We start from the raw sequence: 17,252 nt of genomic DNA on the forward strand, positions 1-17,252 counted from the left end.
TAGAATTACCTTGAATAGATTCAGTAATAAAAAAGAGTAGATTATTAATCTACTTTATGGCTTTATAAACAACTGGTGAGGAAAGTTTAATCAATGTAGATGGCTGCCCAAAAGCCATAGATTCATCAATGAATGTTTCAAGAGATTGAACGGAATTAGTTAAAACTTTTACTAAGTAGTTGTATTGACCTGCCAGACGATGACATTCGATAACTTCAGGGTGTTCTTTGCAATATTCTACAAATTGTCTGCAGTTTGTATTGCTGTATAAAATAAAAGCAGTTACAGGTTTGTTAAAATTTTCAGGATTAATTATTGCTCTATATCCATCTATTATATTTTTTTCTTCAAGTTTTTTTACTCTTTCATTAACAGCAGGGGTAGATAAACCAACCAGCTTTCCCAACTGTGTAACGGACAAACGAGCATTCTCTTGTAGATGTAGTAATATATTTTTATCAATTTCATCCATAAAACATACCCCGCTTTAAATTATAAATTAAAATAATAGGTTTTCCGTCAATATTAAAGTTATTATTTAGTAATACAATAAGAAACATATGTAAAAATAGAAATTTATAGAATACAATTTAATTATATCAAAAGGAGGGATTTAATGGCTTTAGAAATGAGAAATACATGCGAAAAGTGCAATAAGAAACTCCATAATAGCTCTGTTGCTTATATCTGTACACATGAATGTACATTTTGTGATAAATGTAGTGAAAACGAGATGTATATTTGTCCTAACTGTGGAGGAGAACTAGTTAAAAGACCAAGGGGTAAAGAACATTCGTTAAGTTGCTCACTGAGCTTGTCATGAATTTAGATGCAACACTACATAGATAGTGCAGTCAAAACAGCTACTATCAATGAGGTGGGCATTCAACAGCGAGCCGCAACAGGTTTAAGTACGGAACAAATTATAAAGCATCATAGTGAAAGTTTACATGGTCATTGCAATGTTGCACACTTTCAATTGTCAGAGAATAAGGTAATTCTTCTTGTTTATGTGAAGCAAGCTCCATATTAATATCAGTTATTGCGTTAATCGTCGGAAGATGGCCTCTTTCACCTCGCAGTGATTTGATAAGCGCATTACGAAATGCTGTATTCGTTTGTGTCATGTTTTTTCAGCCTTTCTTTTTCAAAGTATTAAGCTTGTAACAGTCTAACACAAATCAGTTTAATATATGTACTTCTGTGATTAACGACTTACTATAACAAAGCCACTAAAATAAATAGTATCAATCACAATTTTTTGTTTGTAAGTCACCTTTATATGAAGAAATATGGTTTAATATAAAATATATAGAAATAAGTAGAAAAAGGTACCCTTTATGGAAAGTGAAAAAGATTATGTGATTTTGAGAAAGACGATAACAACTCTTTCTACAAGCTTTATTTTAGCTTACCTTTTGACAATAACAGGTCTGGTTCAACAGCTAACTGACGGAGAAGAACTATCGTATCATACTGGAAATGACATGGCAGGGTGGTTCCTTGTATATCTTTTTTATGTAGGGGCAGTTATTGCTGTATACGGAAATTTTGTCTCAGTTATACTGGACGCTATTCGAAAGAAATGGCTTCCCAACATGAGATGGCTATTTGTCTTCTTCCACGGCATATTAGGCTTAATTAACGGCTTGTTTTTTCAAGATACATATTTGGCTTATTACGGGATGGCAGCTGCTATGTTATATGCATGTATAGATGTGTGGATAGAAAGAAGAATTGACAGGGAAAAAAGTACAAAAGTATTGCTAATTATACCTCTTATTCTTTTACTTCTCAGTTGGAGTATACTAGAAGCAATATCACCTAGTCTTCCGCCATTTACGAAAGAAGATGCTATAGAGTTTGCGACAAGTGGTGAAGGAACGGATATTGATCTATTTCCTGATAAAGCGGGAACGTGGAAAGGAACGTTTGAGGGATATCACGTTCAAAGAAGCACCCGTGCTAAAAAGTTAAATAAAGAGTTATACCTTGTGACCTTTGAAGAAAACTGGACCAACGGGAAACGAAAAGGACACTATGTAATGTCTTATAAAGTAAATCGCAGCAGTGTCTCAGGGTATGGCGGAAGTGATACAACACCTCCTTATTATGAAAAGGTATTAGAACAATAAAATAGTAAAAATTAAGTTTATGAATAAAGGAGCTTTGATCTATGTCTAAAATTTCCCTAGCAGAGGCTGTGAAATTGAAAAGTGTATTATCAAAACGAATACACGAATTAGAAGAAGAGATGGATCGTGTTGCATTTGTAGAGATTGAAAAAGGGGAGAAGATTCCTCCTCAGGCTCGATCACTATCTGATGTTGAACAGGATTTAGAGGACATTCGAAAGGATTTGCGTCTACTTGATAAATTAATGTATCAGGCCAATATCCAAAATAATATTACTTATAATGAACACAAACTAACAATTGTAGAAGCGATTGAATATGCCACTCAATTACGTGCTAAAGCAAGAAAATACAAAGAGTTTGGATCATCGTCTAAAGAAGAATATCCCTACTATGGAGAAGGGGTATCCATTATTAAAGTGGCTACATTTGATCCTGAAGAATATCGTCTAAGAGGGCTAGAGGTTGAAAAAAAAGCAAATAGATTATCAAATTTAATTAACGCTAAAAACTATCAAATAGAGTTAGAGTTTGATGGAGATAAATATTTTTAACCCTTGAAGAGGTGAGACTCCCTTCAAGGCATAGAAGGAGAATGTTTAGTGTACTCAAAGTACTATTGTGATGGCAAGTGATAAAACCAATAATCCAATGACCCATTACACTGTTACTATTTACCAATAACTAACTATAGCAATGGACGGTCGATGACCAATACCTCCTTGTTTTTAACTCCTTCTATGGTGCCCTTACTTGTAAGTTAAGTAAGGGCCTTATTTATCTTATTTTTATTAGAAAGCTTTCAGTATAATAACACCTGTAATAATAAGAGTAACCGAGATAATCTTTCTTTTGTTTTTTGATTCCTTAAATATATAAATACCTAACAGCGTTGTACTAACAATCGTCAGCCCTGCCCATATAGCAAAAACGATTCCAATTTCAAAATAGTGCGTCGTTAGAGAAATAAAATAAATACAAGCAATGAAGAGTAGAAATGCGCCTATCGTGGGAACAGTTTGTCTAAGGCCTTTAGATAGTTTTACACACATTTGGCCTGCAATGCCTAAAACTAAGCCCATCGTTAAAAATACGTATCCCATTACGCTGTCCTTCTTTCTTTAGAGCTCCCTTTAATGTTAAGAGAAACTGCACCGATTATAATAAGAGAAACTCCTAAAATTTTAGATAAAGAAATAGTTTCATCAAAAAAGATAATACCTGTGACAACAACAAGTACAGTTGCTCCTCCTGCATACAAAGCACTTGCTACTCCTACTTCACCTTTGGCGTTAATTAGCATATAAGCAGCAATTGAAGAACAATAAAATAGTATGGCGAGAACAGTAGGAACAAAGTTTGTGAATCCATTTGTAAGATTAAGAAAAAATACTGCGATTACCTCCAAGATGATGGCAAGAAACAATAGTAAATAAAACAATCAGATCTCCTCCTTTCAGTCACCTGATTTTAAGAACTTTACGTAATTGCTACTAAATAATTGCAATAGCACTCGGATGTCATTATTTTATCTAGAGCTTGATATCTTGTAAAATAATGATAAATGATTATAGATATCACTATTATTAATACCTAAATCAATGTAAGTGGAAAGGAGGATGTTTATGGAAGTAGAAGATATACGCATATTTATGGCTGTAGCAGAATACGGCAGTGTAAGCCTTGCCGCTGATAAGCTAGGCTATGTCCAACCAAATGTAACAGCACGTATTCGGTCTCTTGAACGAAAAATTGGACACCCATTGTTTCATCGTCACAGACGAGGAATGACATTAAATGTAGAAGGTCGAAAACTTTTAACATATGGAGAACAAATGATGCGGCTGATGGATGAAATACAGAAAGCATTTCAAGATGAGCGTAACCTTGTTGGATCATTATGTATTGGATTAGTTGAAACGGTAGTAGGGTTTCCTGAAATCATTTCTTCCTATCATAATAAGCACAAAAATGTGGATATTTCTCTAGTGTCAGGAGTAAGTACACAATTAATAGAGAAAGTTCTTAAGTTTCAGTTAGACGGGGCATTTGTAGCAGAACCAGTAAATGTGTCAACGCTTGATCAAATTCCAGCTTTTGATGAAGAAATTGTACTTGTATGCAGTGCAAATGAAAAAGGGAAGAAGCAGATTCAGTCTGCCAAAGAGTTGCTGCACTTACCATTCATTTTATTTAATGAAGGCTGCCAATATAGAGAAAGACTACAGCAGTGGTTAAAAGACGAACAAATAGTATCACCAAAAATCATGGAATTTGCTACACTTGAAACGATTATGGGGACAGTAGTTTCTGGTCTTGGTGTGACACTTATAGCCCGATCATTAGCGGAAAGATATGAGCGGGAAGGGTTAGTACAACTCTTTTCAATACCTGAGCCTTACAGAAACCTCAGGATTGTGTATGTTCGTCGCTCCGACTCCTATCTAGGAGTAACTGAGGGTGAATTTATAAAGACAATCAGCGAAGTAAGAGAAGGGAAAAAGCAGAAATAAACAGACGGTTTTTTCATACAGAGCTTTTTTATTTACCCTATGTTTAATATGAATGCACCAAGTGTTAACTAGAAAGGTAAAAGTGAGTTTTTAAGCTCACTTTTTATATGGCATAAATCATAAATGCTTTTAAAGGAGCCAGCACAGTGAAAATAGAGGACCAAAAATTTGCAGAACGAGTGCTGAAACACTTACTTATTGGCAGTCAAATAGACGGCCTGAAATTTGGGATTAATAGTTCTACAACTCTATTGTATTTTACTAATTATAATAGAAAAGATGATGGTGATTTTGTTTTAAACATCGAAACAAATTGGACTGTATATCCTGAAGCCTGTGATACATACCCATCATCAGAGGGTGAAGTGCCCTTTAATACAGAAGAGCAACATTTTAAGCATATTTGGGATATTAGGAGACAAAAAGTAGTAAACGTTCAGCTAGATACTGTATCGCCTCATCTTATCATTTCTCTAGAATCGGGGAGAGTTTTATTTGTGAATGGCTACGATCCTACCTACGAATGCTGGCAATTAGGAGACCCTTTTGGAGGAGTTGATTGGCTTTTAGTTGCAACTCCGGGCGGTGACATAGCTATTTGGTGTCCTAGTGAATTTGAATGAGCGTTATGTTAACTATTCTTGTATATAGTGTACAAAAAAATCACTTAGGAAAATGGTAAAACATATGGAGGAAACATGCATGAATACTATCTTAGAGAGCTTTTATGATTTAAAGGAAATAGTAAGTTCTTTTAATAATCTCCATGAGAAGTACAATTGGTTGTTGAGTGATTTAGATGGATCTTTTCCAGATAAGTATCTTCATTACTTTACTGACTACAGAATTTACAACAACAGAACGAACACTAGTACATACTGGATTACAGGTGAAAAGCTCACGGAGCTTGCTAATAAAGAGGATATCTATTTTATATGGGGAGTTTTCTCAGCCTTTGATAAGAAAGAAATTATAAATTTAGATGTGCTTAAAGAAGAGCCTTATGCTGATGGTAATCCGGATTTTTGGATTGAAGCACCAATAATTCAGCACCCTAAAGCAATTATAGAATTAGTTTTTTGGGACTCATCTTTAATTTTGCTTCTGAGCAAGGACGAAGAAATATCTAGGTATTTTAGAAACAAGTTTGCAAAATGGAAAGACCTAGAGGAGTACAATAACGAGTAGTCTTATAACTTATATATACTATAAAAGAAAAAACATCTATCGGAACTATCCTCAGGAAACAGCCACGGTTAAATGGATAAATGACGAAACAGTTGAAATCAGTGACCATACATTAAACGTTAAACAAGATACATTTAATGCTAATGATCGGAGTAACTAAATACTATTTTTAAACAATTAAGAGCTTTTGGTATTAATTATTTAAAAACGGGCTTAATAAACAAGCAAAGCTGAAGCATCAAGCTACACTTATTTACTGTTGCTAAAATCGTTTCCTAGCGTTCGTCTAGAAAACAGCAGAGTAGACATTATTTACATGTAAAAGAATAAACATTGGTAATTGGATTATGTATTCAAAAGGGGGAGAACGGAAGAGGCAGCTGAATATGCTTTACATATTCAATGTTCTTGGCGTATTGCCAAAGGTAATAAAATTGAAGATATAAACGAACACACGATTGTAGAAAGAGTTGACTCGGACGAAGTAGGAGGGCTAAAGATTTTTTTACCTCAAGGTTATTTATTAGAGGTGTTTCCAGATACGTCAGAAGACGATGAATACAGCGAGTTCTCGAGACTTTTCAAACGGAAGGAAGACAGCTCTCACTTTGTTGTCACAGGAAATGGTCTTAAAAACGAGTAATCCTATAATTAAAGAAATGAAAAAAGCACAAACCCGTTGGAAACGAACGTTTTTGTGCTTTTTTCTTATTTTATAGTGAGTTACATATAATCATAAGCGGAATCATCAAAATAGAGCCAGTGATAATATTCAACCTGCGGATCTGTCATCTTCGAAACTTCTTCTTCATTGAATTTTTGATACTCAACTAATTTCTGCACTTTAGAATTTCTTTCCACTTGGCTCATTTTAAATCCTCCTTATAGTTTGAGAAGTAACAATGTATTTAAATGTAGAAAGCGTTTTCTTTTTCTTGTTTTTATTATATATCTCAATATGAGATTAAAACAATATCAATTATAGATGATTTTTCAAAAAACAATATAGAAATGGTATCATGGCGTCGGATAGGGACAACAAGGCTTCTGCAATCGAAATTAAATAATAGGTGATTCCCAATGGCAAGGCTAAAAATTTTTTGTTAGTATCGTTGCTTAATCCCTAAAAAACATTATGATAACTAGCTCTATAAATTAGAAATAAAGCTAACTGTGTTAAGCTAGCTTTATATTTTTTATGCTGTTTTCCAGAGCTGTAAATTTTCAACTATCGTTCACTTTGTTATAAAAACTCTTTAACATTTTCATCATGTTACGCCCTGAAGTTCTTGACATTTGATTATTATCTTCATCATCATGAGAACTCAGGTACCAACTTCCTTTGTTATCTTCATTTAATCTATATACCTTATTCGTTCTACTATCTGTATAAAAGTTTCCATCCTTCAGTCTCACACAATCCCCCCTCTACCAAGTGTCTATCCTGTATTATGCCCAAGATATCAATTTTATGAAAAAATTCATATACACAAAAACAGCAGATTTCTTAATACGCTTATTATTTTGTAAGTAATATACACAGGCGCAAAAAAGGATAAGAGCTATGAGTGAGAAAATATTTGGTGATGGAGAAATAGTAAATAGAAGAGTATGGAATGAATTAGTGACAATTTTAAAAAGTCATTATGTAAAAAAACACGAACTATAATTATTGATGAATAAGTGTTGATATAAAAATCTTTTTAAGTAAAAACAGACTCTGAAAATAGAGTCTGTTTTTTAGTATGGTTTCTTATGCTTTATTTACGTTTGTCGCTTGTGGTCCACGTTGTCCCTCTTCGATATCAAAAGTCACTTCTTGCCCTTCATCCAAGGATTTAAAGCCTTCACCTTGAATAGCTGAGAAGTGAACAAATACATCTTCTCCACCTTCGCGCTCAATAAATCCAAAACCTTTGTCAGCATTAAACCATTTCACTTTACCATGTTCCATTTTTTGTTGCCTCCTAAAATGTAGAAAATAAACCAGATTATCATTAAATCTAGCTTATTTATATATTATCCCAATGGAGACATCTTAAACTTAAATTAATTTGATCTTTTTAACTTTCTTTATCATCACTCATTCCATTAAAATGTAACAAGTGTATGGCTATAACATCATAGTGAGGTTCTCGTGCAAAAACTTCAAATAAACATGGAAATGATAGAAGTCGAGTATTAGCCACTGTTCACCCAATCATTAAGGGCATTGCATTCATAAATATGAACCTCAATTAGATACGAGAGCATAATGGGAGCTGTCTGTCCAAAAGAAAGGGAAGTTCACTCAAAAAATTTTTGAATAGTGGTGTAAAAATACATTCGATTAGATAGAAATCTATATACCTTTTTCATATAAATACAACCTTCGCACTACAATCAATAAACTTGTTTCCAAATAAAAAATGACGCCGTTGGAGGCGCCATTTTTTATAGGATAGAGAAGGACACACCCTATGCACGGGCGGTACTCTTAACACATCGTCTTGATTTGATAATACCCAGCGTTTAAATTTACTAAACCTTTGGTTATGATGCTTTATGCAGAATATCTACGTTTACCTATTAAAATTATTTATTAAATTTCTTTGGAAACTGCTTCACAACTCCCGCAGATATAGTATCTGCCATTAAGATAATATGTGATACTCCTTCATCAATTGCAACGATTCTCGCCTCCCAATCTCTTTCTAAGCTTGCAGATAAATCATTTGTCACTAATTTTAAATGCATATACAGTAATTTTTTCAAATCTTCATTTTTTAAATAAGGGTTGGCCTGGCTAAGGAACGCTGCTATATCATCAGCATTTCTATACCATTCTTGGTTTAATTGATTCACCAAGGCTTTCTTTCCCGTTTTAGCCGCATCTACAATCTTGCCAGCAATCACAATATGTTCCTTGAGCAAATCCGTAAGTTTATTCCCAGCTTTTTCTCCGTATATCGGCTTCACAGCATTCCCGATATCTTCTTGATTTTTTAATAACCTTGTCAACACTTGTTTTTGGTCTTCTGATCCTGCTGTTGTTGCACTTGTAATATAATTGCTTGTCCACAGTACATGATCCATCCAAAGTCTTCTGAATTCATTTTCAAACTTTACCTGAGATTGACTAACACGATGTTCTTGTGTTTCAGCACGAGCACTACTTGGTTCAACTAGCATGTTTAGCGAAAATAACAACATAAATCCCATCAATAATAATCTTTTCATAAAAACGCTCCCTCCAATTTAAACGAGTATGCGCCTTATTATTTGTATATGGGATTTTTCACATTCCTCAAAATGTTACATTCTAATAGTGATTTTTTATAGGGTATCTCCATACTTTCAATCAGCCAACATAGAGGAAGGGGGAGAGAGGATACCTTTTTGTAAGGTTAGAGCAGAAAAAATAAAGCTTTTTTTGTTCACTAACAAAGAAACAATCATTGAGGTCTAATTTCCTTCCAAGTTTTTTGACTCATTCAATTATTTATACATTCTCTAAAAAATGTCTTTAACATAAGAACCTAATGGCAACACTATAAACAATAGTTAGTGAATAGGATTTCTTTGCATAAATTTGGGGTTTTTTCCAGATGAAACTCAAAAAATGAGATAAAGATTAATGAGCTATTCCTTTCACATAAGCTTGTCAGAATACTATCTAGAGAGAGGTCGAACAATATGAAAGTGACGGATACACTTGTTCAATGTTTAGAAAATGAGGGAGTTGAATATATTTTCGGAATACCCGGTAAAGAGACCTTGGACTTTATTGATTCCTTATCCAACTCTAAACAGATTCAATTCGTGAATGTGAGGCATGAGCAAGGAGCTGCTTTTATGGCAGATGTATACGGAAGGTTAACAAACAAAGTAGGGGTATGTTTATCAACATTAGGCCCTGGAGCTACTAATTTATTGACAGGTATATCTAGTGCAAAGCTAGACCATTCTCCTGTTGTTGCTTTAACAGGACAGGCTGCTTTGGGAAGGCAGCATAAAGATTCGCATCAGTATATGGACATTATCAAAATGGTGGAACCGGCAACGAAGTGGGGTGTTCAGATAAAAGATGCACAAACGATTCCTGAGATTATTCGAAAAGCATTTAAAATTGCACAAATGGAAAAGCCAGGACCCGTAGTAGTAGAATTGCCAGAAGACTTAGCAACTCAAATCGTTCCCATTAAACCTATTTCACTTACATCTATACCCGTAAGTATACCTATAATGGAGTCCATTCAGGCTGCCAATACTCTTATTGAGCAGTATGAGAGACCTTTTGTTATTATCGGTAACGGCGCTATTAGACAGGAAGCCGTGGATGAGCTTCAACGATTTATTGAACGCCTTCAATCACCGGTTACCCATAGTTATATGGCTAAAGGTGTACTGTCTAAAGATCATCCACAAAATTTCTTTACGTTTGGATTTAATGAAAAAGATGAAGTGCTCGCAGGCTTAAAGGAAGCTGATCTACTTATTGTAATTGGGTTTGATCTTGTCGAAAGGTTACCCAAAGAATGGAACACAGAAAAAACACCAATTTTACATATAGATACTTTACCGGCAGAAGTAGATGAATATTACCCTATAGAGGTCGAATTGGTTGGAGATATAAAGCAGACTTTACGAGTATTCAATCAGCTTGATATTCCTTCTAAACCATGGATTCCCTCTGGTAATCTCCAGAAACAAATTAAGCAATCTTATCACATTGAAGAGAAAAAGATAGATAGCGATTTGCTGCCTTTGACAATCGAGAATATCTTGCATATTATTGACAAGCTCTCTTCAGAGAAAACAATTGTGATTTCAGATGTGGGAGCTCATAAAGTATCTATAGCCCGAACTTATCAACCTAAAAACCCTAACAGGCTCATTATATCAAATGGTCTAGCTGCCATGGGTATTGCTCTACCAGGCTCAATTGGAGCTAAGTTAGCCTGCCCTAATGATCCAGCTATTTGTATTACTGGAGATGGAGGAGTTTTAATGAATTTTGCTGAAATAGAGACGGCAAAGCGCTTAGGGCTTTCATTCATCATTATTGTTTTAAACGACTCTACATTAAAAATAGAGCAGGAAATGATGAACAAAAAGTTTGGTAAGAGCTATGGAATAACTTTTACAAACCCAGATTTTGTTCAACTGGCAAAAAGCTTTGGAATTAAAGGCGAACAGGCAAATAGTTTAGTTGGATTTGAAAATATAATGAAAAGAGCCTTACAAAGTTTAGATGAGATTGTCCTAATTGACGTTCTTCTAAAAAGCTGATTGCGATTTCTCCATTATTTTAACGAGTTATCTTTGTTAAGGGATTAATTTGTAGATTCACTAGGAAATAAATGTTTTTAATTTTTTGAAATAAGCTAAGCTGAGTTCAACCCAAATCCAACTATAAAGGAAAGTAAATACAAAAATTAAACCAGTAGTAGAAAGAGAAAAATTTTTAGAAATCACGGGACCTAGTACTGGGAATTTGAAACCGTACAATAGGGTAATAATCCCAACAGTTAATAGAGTGGCCCCACTTATAATAATGTACAATCTCTTTTTAAAAAAGTAAAAAGCGGCTCCTATGCCCATTCCCAATATTCCTGTTGTAAAAGGAAAAATAATAAGTTCACTTGGCTGGATAATCAGAAGAAGCAGATTTGTTAGTATATAGGTAATAAACCCTAGAGGGAGCGAAAGTATAAAACAAAAAAGAATGGGTGCAGTAGAGAATGGACTAATAAAAACTCCTATTCCTGGTAAGAAACCTCCTGCTGATTGAAAAAGGGCTGCTAAGCTGGCGAAAAGAGCGCCTGAGACAAGCTGCTTAGTTTTAGATAGTCTATTAAAAAAAAGCTGCGCAGATTTTACTTCACTTGAAAGAGACTTTAAAAAGTACATGAATTTCACCTCGGTTAACTGTTTTTACATTATAAGGGGTTAAAGAGAGATTTAGATCATTGCCTGATATATCAACTCTTACATGTAATATATAAAGAAATTAAGCGGGAGGACTAATAAGTCGCATTTACTTTTAAAGGAATAGGCCATATCCGTTAAGATAAATTTCTTTATCTTTCTAAAGGTATGTACTGTAGCCCATAAAATGAATCTTTTATGGGCTTTATTGATTAAAGGCTTTTTTATTTTCTTGAAAGTTCATTTGTTCATTCCTACAAAATAGCTGGTAAAAAAATTAAGCTACAATTTTTAGGAGAAAATCAATACCCACTCGAATTTTATAAATATAAATCATGGAACAATTTCAAAAACAGTACCTTGATTAAAGTCAGACACTTTCATAGAGCCATAAACTCCTAAATAAAGCTTGGTTTGATCCAGGTTCGTTCCCAAACTAACGTAGTAAGCTGATTGGGAACCAAAATTATAATCAACTTCCACAACACTAAAATCATTTAGCTTACAATCTGTACCTGCTCTGGTATAAGCTAAAACTCCTCTAATTGGGGATTGAGATTCTTTAACCTGTGCAATATCCGTAAACATAACGCTTCCTGTTAAGCTAGAGATTTTATTCCCCATATATGGCTGAACTCCTGTAAGGGAGGTCCCTCCAAATTTATTGGGGCGGGGATCTTTGTGAAAATAACTTGTTAAAGGCTGAATACGTCTCACTGAAGTTTTTACCGCTTCATTGTAATAAGCAATTATTTTCTCATCCAAGGCCGGATTTTCAGAACACCTTTTTATAAACGAAGTCGGAAAATCTCCTTCCCATCCCCGCCAGCCAAGGTTAATAAATCCTTCTTGGCTGGGTTTGGCTCTCATTAAAGAAGCTTGAACAAGTTGAGGAACAGGTATTGGCTTATAATGAACAAATGAAAAAATCGACTCTACTACGTCTTGTCCAACATTTCCCACATATTTGATGTACTGATTATAAAATTTTTGAAATGAAATACCCGTTATATTGCGAACACCCTTAGCAATGAGCGTAAGAGTTTCCTGAATAGGTGAGGGGAGTTCACTAAAACGTGTGACTACGGGTGGATTATGGATAAATGTATTCTTACCTACATCAATTTCAATTATTTTCCCGTAAATTTCTATATCATCCTGACTTAAGTTAAAGGGGTCATAGCCTGATCCACCATCTCCGGTTGTAAAGATAAGTTTTCCAGTTTCAGGTGAAAAGTTTAAGCTGTTGACACCATTATGATTAAAAAATGGTCTTCTTAAGTTAAGTAACGTCCGTCTTTTTTGAGGCTGAGCATTTGGTTGGAAAACCCATTCTTCCACTGTATCAATATGATCATATTTAGTTTCTCTATTTATCCACCTTAAGTTTGAAGTTTTAGGATCACACGGGTTAGGCCTATAATGTTCGGAAAGTGCACCTGGGCCTTGTGTTCCAGCTGCTGAGTAATGAAGATAAAACAGACCATTATAATAAAATTCTGGATGAAACGCTAGCCCTAGCAATCCTCGTTCATCATATCCTCCGCGGGAAACACCTGGTTCAGACGTACCTAATTTTATGATTCGTGAGCGAATATCTAAAAAAGTCTGTATAGCTTCGTCTCTTATGTAAAAGATCTCTCCTACTTGGGTTGCAATAAATAAACTTTCAAATGAGTCACCAGGAAGTATAGCTGTTTTCAACACAGTAGGTAAATTTATTTTACTAACAATAGGCCGTAAACTAACCTTAGCTTTTATCAACTAACTTGACACTCCTTTTTAATGGTTTCTTTTATAAGAATATGATTGTAACTGTTCTATTAGTATCAATACTATTTTATAAAGTTAGGCAATTTAATGGAATTTGTGCTTTCTATAAATAGAAATAAAGGAAAAACAATGATTAATTCAAAAAAATAGTGATATTATTTTATGAATTGGAAAAGAATATGGCTTATAAAAGGAGTGAATGCAAATGTCTGTGAAAAACTGGTTAATGGGATTAGTCGTTTTGTTTACGATGGTTATCAGTGTGATGACTTCAGGATTACTCGGTGTTTTGGCTGAATCCGACGCGGTAAGACAGAAAGCCATGGAGGTTCAGTTGAACGATGATTTCTTTAATCCAGAAACCATCACTATCCCGAGTGGAAAAACGACAACATTGATATTAAAAAATGAAGGTCAGAAAGAGCATACCTTCACAGTAGAAAAGCTCGGAATTGACGCTGAAGTCCAGCCTGGAAAAGAAAAAACCATTACCGTAAAACCACAAAATCCTGGTACATATGAACTGATATGTAGGTATCATTTTAATAGTGGAATGGTGGGGAAAGTAATAGTCAAATAACAAGCAGGGCCAATCGGTCTCTGCTTTTTGAATTGAATATAACATACTTTCTTAATTAACATAATAGATTTTAAAGGTATAAATAAATCGTTCACAATTTCAAAAAAGTAATAAATATTTATTTCAAATATATACTAAATGAAGAAAAAGCACAGGAAAGTATAGAATAAAAACAGCATTTATATCCAGGTTATTAAAAAATGTATCCTTAATGAGCAATGAGCATTGTTTAATTAAAAGGAGGAATTTTATATGGTCGATAATCAATCAAATAATTTAGAACAGGTATCAGAGAACAATACAGATGAAACCAAATTAGGTGATCTTGAGAAAGAGTTTGTAACAAAGCCTGCTAAGTCGTCTTCTGATCCTTATCCGCATAAATATTATACTGGAGACATTTCTATGGTTTCTAATGCTGTGCCACGAAACGATAAAGAATAAAAGTTTCTCTTATATATTAATATATAAGAGAAACTTTAGACCATTTAAGCTTAAGCTCTGTATTTTTTCAGAACCAAAATACATCTCATAAAAAACAGTTATGTTTCATTTGTTATTTTAAATTCGAAGTAATCGCTTTCATTTTTTGCTTTCTCGAAATCATTTGATAGGTTATAATAAATATCTACAGAAATATTAAATGATATGTAAGTAACAAGCAATTACACCCTTAATATTTTAAAAAAGAAAAACTCCCTTAACGTACTAGGGGAGTTTTTCTTTTTTAAATATCCAATATATTCTATTTAAACTCATCAAAAAAGAAGTGTTCACTATTTTGAAGCCCGTTAAACTATTCTACTTAATATATGAGTAGGCTACGAAATGTTTATATACCTGTAAATGGGGGATTTACCATATAAGAACATTGATACTTAATTGGAAGGAGAATGAAAAATGAACAATAATACTGAAACTGTTGAAAATAAAGTAGAGGATAAACTAAATGAAATGAGTCAAGAGAAGAAAGACAACATCCTTTCTAGTTTTAACGAATTTAAAAGTTACTTAGGAGATAAAGTCACAAAAGGTGAGAAACTAGGGTTAAATGATAATCAATTAGCTCTAGCAGCTAAAAAAATAGCTGACTATCTCGCAGCACATGAGGAACCACAAAATGAAGAGCAATACTTGTTACATGAGTTATGGAAAGTTGGAAACGAGGAAGAACAACATCATCTTGCTCATATGCTTGTTAAATTAGTCAAAGAATAATCTAAATCAATTATAGATTGCTTTTTGCCATTATTTATTAGGGGGTCAAGCGTATTCAATCAACGTAGCAAAGAGCCACTTGCGTAAAACAAGTGGCTCTTTATAATGGTTAGGTGTCAGGTAATATCGTTGCAAAAGTAAGAATAAGCCGAAATCGAAATATGTTATCTGAAAACTCTTCTATTGTCAACTTAATAAAAATGCATAACTACAGAAAAGAAATAAGGGTCGGTTATTTTCTTCTCTTTTTATTCATTTTCTTTAGAATCTTCTTGATAATGCTCATTTAAGTATGGGTTCTCTGTCGTAGCAAAATTAACAGATTGAAGGCTAGTTTCAGGATCCATTCCATAATAGCCTTTTAGTTTCGCATTTTCTAGCTCGCCACTTCTAAGTTTTGGTTCTTTTTTCTCTTTCATGCTGCACCTCTTTTTTCTTATAAATAAAGCTTACAGAAATATGGTATCAGTTATTGGGTTCTATTTGGAGATGGAAGAAAAGAATGTAAAAAACTACATTCTTTCTTTCCGACTTTTTATTTTTCTTCTAAATCAAGGACTGGAACCATACGGTCTTCATCATGTGTTCCTCTCGCATGAACGGTAGCTATACTTGATGTTTCATCTACACTTTTAATCCAAATAGGAACTCCGTGGTAATGAACATCAATTTCCTTGGGGGAAGAAAGAATTTGTTTAGCTCGATTTATTTCCATGTTATCACCTCATTTTTTAGTATGTCCTTGTGATGCATCAATTAAAAGATAAAGCTATATTTCCTCACCAATAACTTGACTACATTCTATAACTCACTTCGTCAAAAATTAATCTATTCTTTAACCTTACAAAAATCGAACATCAATGGGTTTGCTTAACCTCATTTTATTCTTTAATTCGAATACGTATAAATATGAAAAATGAGCACATACTGTACCTAATCAGATTCCTCCTTTTGCTGACGAATCGTTTCTCCTTTAATATGTTAAGTTTACAAAAAACATCTGTCTTCACAGGTGTTTTTTATTTTGAGAAAATATATTATTTGTATACAAACTAAGTTTTATTTTACTTCTAGTAGGGGAATAAAATAGTAAATTAAATCGGAGAGGATGAGGGATTTATGATAGAGATGGAGGTAAAGAACCTTCAAAGGTCAGAAACTAAATTTAGAAAGGCTGAGTCAGAATACTTAAATAAGGCAATCGAAGAATATTTCGTTCGTCGTACATACCATAATGCACCAGTAGTTGATGCACTTCGATATGTACTAACGATTGATAATAAAAGGGAACGTTTAGAAAGTGCCGTTGAACTTTTTGGAGATAATATCAAAGAAGTAAATAACCAAGATATTATAAACTATTTAAATCAATGTAGATGTTATAAGGAAATAAGAGATACAGTCTAAATTTGATGCTATCTTATGAAAAAATTTATAGTTCATAAATAACCAAAAGAGGATTGGAGATATGAACTATAAACAAAAGGATTATTATATTAGCGCAAAAGAAAATGAATATTATAAAGTACTAAATGTAGTCGATTGGATTTGAGTCAATAATCCGGAGGCATTCTCTCAAAAATAAGGGTAAGGACTTAATTACATGGTGTCCATAAAATTATACTTAAATGATTCTTGCGTGAAAGGAAATTTACTGTTATATTAAATTCAATTAAATATTTTCTTATTTCAATATTTTTTGAAGTGAGGATAGAGGTGCAAAGATCATAAGTATACAATTTGAGGAGAATGAGATCCAATGACAATTGTGGAAAGGGGTATTTGCCGAAGCTGAAAGAATCTCATGTTCTTGAAGCTGGTTCTGCTGTTGAATAAATACAGAACTGTCATATGGGAAACTGTATGGAGGGCTATCTTACGCACGGAAACTATTTTTGATAAATATTGTTTCTACTGCAGCAACGAATCCCTCGT

23 protein-coding genes, 1 pseudogene and 1 riboswitch are annotated in these 17,252 nt (G+C 33.7%); of the genes and pseudogenes, 13 read left to right on the forward strand and 11 right to left on the reverse strand.

The window, feature by feature from the left end:
• Positions 1 to 49: 49 nt before the first annotated feature.
• Positions 50 to 472 (reverse strand): Lrp/AsnC family transcriptional regulator, encoded by a 423-nt coding sequence (locus BG04_RS19825; RefSeq protein ID WP_016766370.1) that lies wholly within the window; start codon positions 470 to 472, stop codon positions 50 to 52.
• 144 nt (positions 473 to 616) lie between these two features.
• Here BG04_RS19825 and BG04_RS29895 point away from each other — a divergent pair, with 144 nt between their 5' ends.
• A complete protein-coding gene (locus BG04_RS29895) occupies positions 617 to 823 on the forward strand; it encodes a DUF1272 domain-containing protein (protein WP_016766371.1) in 207 nt (68 codons plus the stop codon).
• Positions 824 to 983: 160 nt separating this feature from the next.
• On the opposite strand, the pseudogene BG04_RS19830 reads toward BG04_RS29895, so the two are convergent.
• Positions 984 to 1,127, reverse strand: a pseudogene (locus BG04_RS19830) (DinB family protein); the annotation flags it as partial.
• A 213-nt stretch (positions 1,128 to 1,340) separates the two neighbouring features.
• Here BG04_RS19830 and BG04_RS19835 point away from each other — a divergent pair.
• Both BG04_RS19835 and BG04_RS19840 read left to right on the forward strand, forming a co-directional pair.
• Positions 1,341 to 2,135, forward strand: a complete 795-nt coding sequence (locus tag BG04_RS19835) for a hypothetical protein (RefSeq protein WP_034653085.1) — start codon at positions 1,341 to 1,343, stop codon at positions 2,133 to 2,135.
• Positions 2,136 to 2,176: 41 nt separating this feature from the next.
• Positions 2,177 to 2,689 carry a DIP1984 family protein gene (locus BG04_RS19840; RefSeq protein WP_016766374.1) on the forward strand — a complete coding sequence of 171 codons (513 nt, stop codon included), beginning with the start codon at positions 2,177 to 2,179 and terminating at the stop codon, positions 2,687 to 2,689.
• Positions 2,690 to 2,926: 237 nt separating this feature from the next.
• Here BG04_RS19840 and BG04_RS19845 read toward each other — a convergent pair whose 3' ends face one another.
• Positions 2,927 to 3,238: a DMT family transporter gene (locus BG04_RS19845; RefSeq protein ID WP_034653083.1), complete on the reverse strand. Its 312-nt coding sequence runs from the start codon at positions 3,236 to 3,238 to the stop codon at positions 2,927 to 2,929.
• Positions 3,238 to 3,576 (reverse strand): DMT family transporter, encoded by a 339-nt coding sequence (locus BG04_RS19850; RefSeq protein ID WP_034653082.1) that lies wholly within the window; start codon positions 3,574 to 3,576, stop codon positions 3,238 to 3,240. The genes BG04_RS19845 and BG04_RS19850 overlap by 1 nt, the downstream gene beginning before the upstream one ends.
• Positions 3,577 to 3,760: 184 nt before the next feature.
• Between BG04_RS19850 and BG04_RS19855 the strand changes: the two genes are divergently transcribed.
• The 5 genes from BG04_RS19855 (at position 3,761) to BG04_RS19870 (ending at position 6,479) form a co-directional block, all read left to right on the forward strand.
• On the forward strand, positions 3,761 to 4,648 hold the full coding sequence (locus tag BG04_RS19855) for a LysR family transcriptional regulator (protein WP_016766377.1): 888 nt from the start codon (positions 3,761 to 3,763) through the stop codon (positions 4,646 to 4,648).
• Between the two features lie 146 nt (positions 4,649 to 4,794).
• Positions 4,795 to 5,271 carry a hypothetical protein gene (locus BG04_RS19860; RefSeq protein WP_034653081.1) on the forward strand — a complete coding sequence of 159 codons (477 nt, stop codon included), beginning with the start codon at positions 4,795 to 4,797 and terminating at the stop codon, positions 5,269 to 5,271.
• A gap of 79 nt (positions 5,272 to 5,350) precedes the next feature.
• The gene (locus BG04_RS19865; RefSeq protein WP_016766379.1) at positions 5,351 to 5,836 is read left to right on the forward strand and encodes a hypothetical protein; all 486 of its coding nucleotides are present in this window, start codon (positions 5,351 to 5,353) and stop codon (positions 5,834 to 5,836) included.
• A 34-nt stretch (positions 5,837 to 5,870) separates the two neighbouring features.
• Positions 5,871 to 5,996: a DUF5412 family protein gene (locus BG04_RS30605; protein WP_165572901.1), complete on the forward strand. Its 126-nt coding sequence runs from the start codon at positions 5,871 to 5,873 to the stop codon at positions 5,994 to 5,996.
• A 180-nt stretch (positions 5,997 to 6,176) separates the two neighbouring features.
• Entirely contained in the window at positions 6,177 to 6,479 is a 303-nt protein-coding gene (locus BG04_RS19870) for a hypothetical protein (RefSeq protein ID WP_034653080.1), read from the forward strand.
• Positions 6,480 to 6,559: 80 nt separating this feature from the next.
• Here the strand turns inward: BG04_RS19870 and BG04_RS30325 are convergent, their stop codons facing one another.
• From BG04_RS30325 to BG04_RS19885, 3 genes are all read right to left on the reverse strand, one after another.
• Entirely contained in the window at positions 6,560 to 6,706 is a 147-nt protein-coding gene (locus BG04_RS30325) for a BH0509 family protein (RefSeq protein ID WP_013056404.1), read from the reverse strand.
• Positions 6,707 to 7,589: 883 nt separating this feature from the next.
• On the reverse strand, positions 7,590 to 7,790 hold the full coding sequence (locus BG04_RS19880) for a cold-shock protein (RefSeq protein ID WP_016766383.1): 201 nt from the start codon (positions 7,788 to 7,790) through the stop codon (positions 7,590 to 7,592).
• A 620-nt stretch (positions 7,791 to 8,410) separates the two neighbouring features.
• Positions 8,411 to 9,055: a hypothetical protein gene (locus BG04_RS19885; RefSeq protein WP_034653077.1), complete on the reverse strand. Its 645-nt coding sequence runs from the start codon at positions 9,053 to 9,055 to the stop codon at positions 8,411 to 8,413.
• A 456-nt stretch (positions 9,056 to 9,511) separates the two neighbouring features.
• Here BG04_RS19885 and BG04_RS19890 point away from each other — a divergent pair, with 456 nt between their 5' ends.
• Positions 9,512 to 11,107 carry an acetolactate synthase large subunit gene (locus BG04_RS19890; RefSeq protein WP_034653076.1) on the forward strand — a complete coding sequence of 532 codons (1,596 nt, stop codon included), beginning with the start codon at positions 9,512 to 9,514 and terminating at the stop codon, positions 11,105 to 11,107.
• Positions 11,108 to 11,167: 60 nt separating this feature from the next.
• Here BG04_RS19890 and BG04_RS19895 read toward each other — a convergent pair whose 3' ends face one another.
• Complete coding sequence (locus BG04_RS19895; RefSeq protein WP_034653074.1) at positions 11,168 to 11,728, reverse strand: hypothetical protein; 561 nt, start codon at positions 11,726 to 11,728, stop codon at positions 11,168 to 11,170.
• Positions 11,729 to 12,079: 351 nt separating this feature from the next.
• Positions 12,080 to 13,510 (reverse strand): PQQ-dependent sugar dehydrogenase, encoded by a 1,431-nt coding sequence (locus tag BG04_RS19900; protein WP_034653073.1) that lies wholly within the window; start codon positions 13,508 to 13,510, stop codon positions 12,080 to 12,082.
• A 214-nt stretch (positions 13,511 to 13,724) separates the two neighbouring features.
• Between BG04_RS19900 and BG04_RS19905 the strand changes: the two genes are divergently transcribed.
• The 3 genes from BG04_RS19905 (at position 13,725) to BG04_RS19915 (ending at position 15,317) form a co-directional block, all read left to right on the forward strand.
• Positions 13,725 to 14,099: a cupredoxin domain-containing protein gene (locus BG04_RS19905; RefSeq protein WP_034653071.1), complete on the forward strand. Its 375-nt coding sequence runs from the start codon at positions 13,725 to 13,727 to the stop codon at positions 14,097 to 14,099.
• A 252-nt stretch (positions 14,100 to 14,351) separates the two neighbouring features.
• Positions 14,352 to 14,543 (forward strand): hypothetical protein, encoded by a 192-nt coding sequence (locus tag BG04_RS19910; protein ID WP_013082598.1) that lies wholly within the window; start codon positions 14,352 to 14,354, stop codon positions 14,541 to 14,543.
• A 456-nt stretch (positions 14,544 to 14,999) separates the two neighbouring features.
• Entirely contained in the window at positions 15,000 to 15,317 is a 318-nt protein-coding gene (locus BG04_RS19915; RefSeq protein WP_013082600.1) for a DUF3243 domain-containing protein, read from the forward strand.
• 248 nt (positions 15,318 to 15,565) lie between these two features.
• On the opposite strand, the gene BG04_RS31060 is transcribed toward BG04_RS19915, so the two are convergent.
• The gene (locus BG04_RS31060; protein WP_168797092.1) at positions 15,566 to 15,736 is read right to left on the reverse strand and encodes a hypothetical protein; all 171 of its coding nucleotides are present in this window, start codon (positions 15,734 to 15,736) and stop codon (positions 15,566 to 15,568) included.
• Between the two features lie 116 nt (positions 15,737 to 15,852).
• A complete protein-coding gene (locus tag BG04_RS19920; RefSeq protein WP_034653070.1) occupies positions 15,853 to 16,032 on the reverse strand; it encodes an H-type small acid-soluble spore protein in 180 nt (59 codons plus the stop codon).
• A gap of 404 nt (positions 16,033 to 16,436) precedes the next feature.
• On the opposite strand from BG04_RS19920, the gene BG04_RS19925 reads away from it, so the two are divergent.
• Complete coding sequence (locus BG04_RS19925; RefSeq protein WP_034653069.1) at positions 16,437 to 16,724, forward strand: hypothetical protein; 288 nt, start codon at positions 16,437 to 16,439, stop codon at positions 16,722 to 16,724.
• A 296-nt stretch (positions 16,725 to 17,020) separates the two neighbouring features.
• Positions 17,021 to 17,199: riboswitch (Lysine riboswitch) on the forward strand.
• Positions 17,200 to 17,252 lie beyond the last annotated feature (53 nt).

The organism is Priestia megaterium NBRC 15308 = ATCC 14581 (assembly GCF_000832985.1).
Taxonomy (GTDB): Bacteria; Bacillota; Bacilli; order Bacillales; family Bacillaceae_H; genus Priestia; species Priestia megaterium.

Coding starts and splice junctions, on each gene's coding strand:
- BG04_RS19825 (WP_016766370.1), bottom strand. CDS start 472: ATGGATGAAATTGATAAAAATATATTACTACATCTACAAGAGAATGCT.
- BG04_RS29895 (WP_016766371.1), top strand. CDS start 617: ATGGCTTTAGAAATGAGAAATACATGCGAAAAGTGCAATAAGAAACTC.
- BG04_RS19835 (WP_034653085.1), top strand. CDS start 1,341: ATGGAAAGTGAAAAAGATTATGTGATTTTGAGAAAGACGATAACAACT.
- BG04_RS19840 (WP_016766374.1), top strand. CDS start 2,177: ATGTCTAAAATTTCCCTAGCAGAGGCTGTGAAATTGAAAAGTGTATTA.
- BG04_RS19845 (WP_034653083.1), bottom strand. CDS start 3,238: ATGGGATACGTATTTTTAACGATGGGCTTAGTTTTAGGCATTGCAGGC.
- BG04_RS19855 (WP_016766377.1), top strand. CDS start 3,761: ATGGAAGTAGAAGATATACGCATATTTATGGCTGTAGCAGAATACGGC.
- BG04_RS19865 (WP_016766379.1), top strand. CDS start 5,351: ATGAATACTATCTTAGAGAGCTTTTATGATTTAAAGGAAATAGTAAGT.
- BG04_RS30325 (WP_013056404.1), bottom strand. CDS start 6,706: ATGAGCCAAGTGGAAAGAAATTCTAAAGTGCAGAAATTAGTTGAGTAT.
- BG04_RS19880 (WP_016766383.1), bottom strand. CDS start 7,790: ATGGAACATGGTAAAGTGAAATGGTTTAATGCTGACAAAGGTTTTGGA.
- BG04_RS19885 (WP_034653077.1), bottom strand. CDS start 9,055: ATGAAAAGATTATTATTGATGGGATTTATGTTGTTATTTTCGCTAAAC.
- BG04_RS19890 (WP_034653076.1), top strand. CDS start 9,512: ATGAAAGTGACGGATACACTTGTTCAATGTTTAGAAAATGAGGGAGTT.
- BG04_RS19895 (WP_034653074.1), bottom strand. CDS start 11,728: ATGTACTTTTTAAAGTCTCTTTCAAGTGAAGTAAAATCTGCGCAGCTT.
- BG04_RS19905 (WP_034653071.1), top strand. CDS start 13,725: ATGTCTGTGAAAAACTGGTTAATGGGATTAGTCGTTTTGTTTACGATG.
- BG04_RS19910 (WP_013082598.1), top strand. CDS start 14,352: ATGGTCGATAATCAATCAAATAATTTAGAACAGGTATCAGAGAACAAT.
- BG04_RS19915 (WP_013082600.1), top strand. CDS start 15,000: ATGAACAATAATACTGAAACTGTTGAAAATAAAGTAGAGGATAAACTA.
- BG04_RS31060 (WP_168797092.1), bottom strand. CDS start 15,736: ATGAAAGAGAAAAAAGAACCAAAACTTAGAAGTGGCGAGCTAGAAAAT.
- BG04_RS19920 (WP_034653070.1), bottom strand. CDS start 16,032: ATGGAAATAAATCGAGCTAAACAAATTCTTTCTTCCCCCAAGGAAATT.
- BG04_RS19925 (WP_034653069.1), top strand. CDS start 16,437: ATGATAGAGATGGAGGTAAAGAACCTTCAAAGGTCAGAAACTAAATTT.